The following is a 404-nucleotide window of genomic DNA, read 5'->3' as shown; positions in this document are numbered from 1 at the left end:
TACCTGGAAACCACCGGTTTTGAATACACTACAGCTACAGAAAAAGAACTGGAGGAGGTAATGGCTGCCGCCGAAAAAGAAGGTTATCAACAGGAAATTTCCGGAGACTATAAAGAGATGCTGCGCAGTATTTCCTCTTCAAAAGAACAGGCACTCACCTCCAAAAAAGCTGAAATAAAAAGCCTTCTTTCTGAAGAGATCATCAAAAGATATTTTTATAAAGAAGGATTGTACGATTATTACGTGAAGAAAAATCCCGAGATAATTAAAGCGAAGGAAGTTCTAAATGATAACGCCAGGTATAAAAATATCCTGAAAGGCTAATCTTTTATCATGGCTATGTGAGGAATACCGTCCTCCAAATAACCCTCCCCAACTTGCTGAAAACCGTGGCTTTCATAGAA

Annotated in this window: 2 pseudogenes; one reads left to right on the top strand and one right to left on the bottom strand. The window is 38.9% G+C overall.

Features of this window, described 5'->3' with window-relative positions:
• A pseudogene (locus HC175_RS19680) lies at positions 1 to 324 on the top strand (S41 family peptidase); the annotation flags it as partial.
• Here HC175_RS19680 and HC175_RS24445 read toward each other — a convergent pair.
• A pseudogene (locus HC175_RS24445) lies at positions 321 to 404 on the bottom strand (GNAT family N-acetyltransferase); the annotation flags it as partial. The pseudogenes HC175_RS19680 and HC175_RS24445 sit on opposite strands and share 4 nt — an antisense overlap.

The sequence above is a fragment of the Salinimicrobium oceani genome (assembly GCF_012037645.1).
This window is presented reverse-complemented; position numbering and strand designations above follow the sequence as displayed.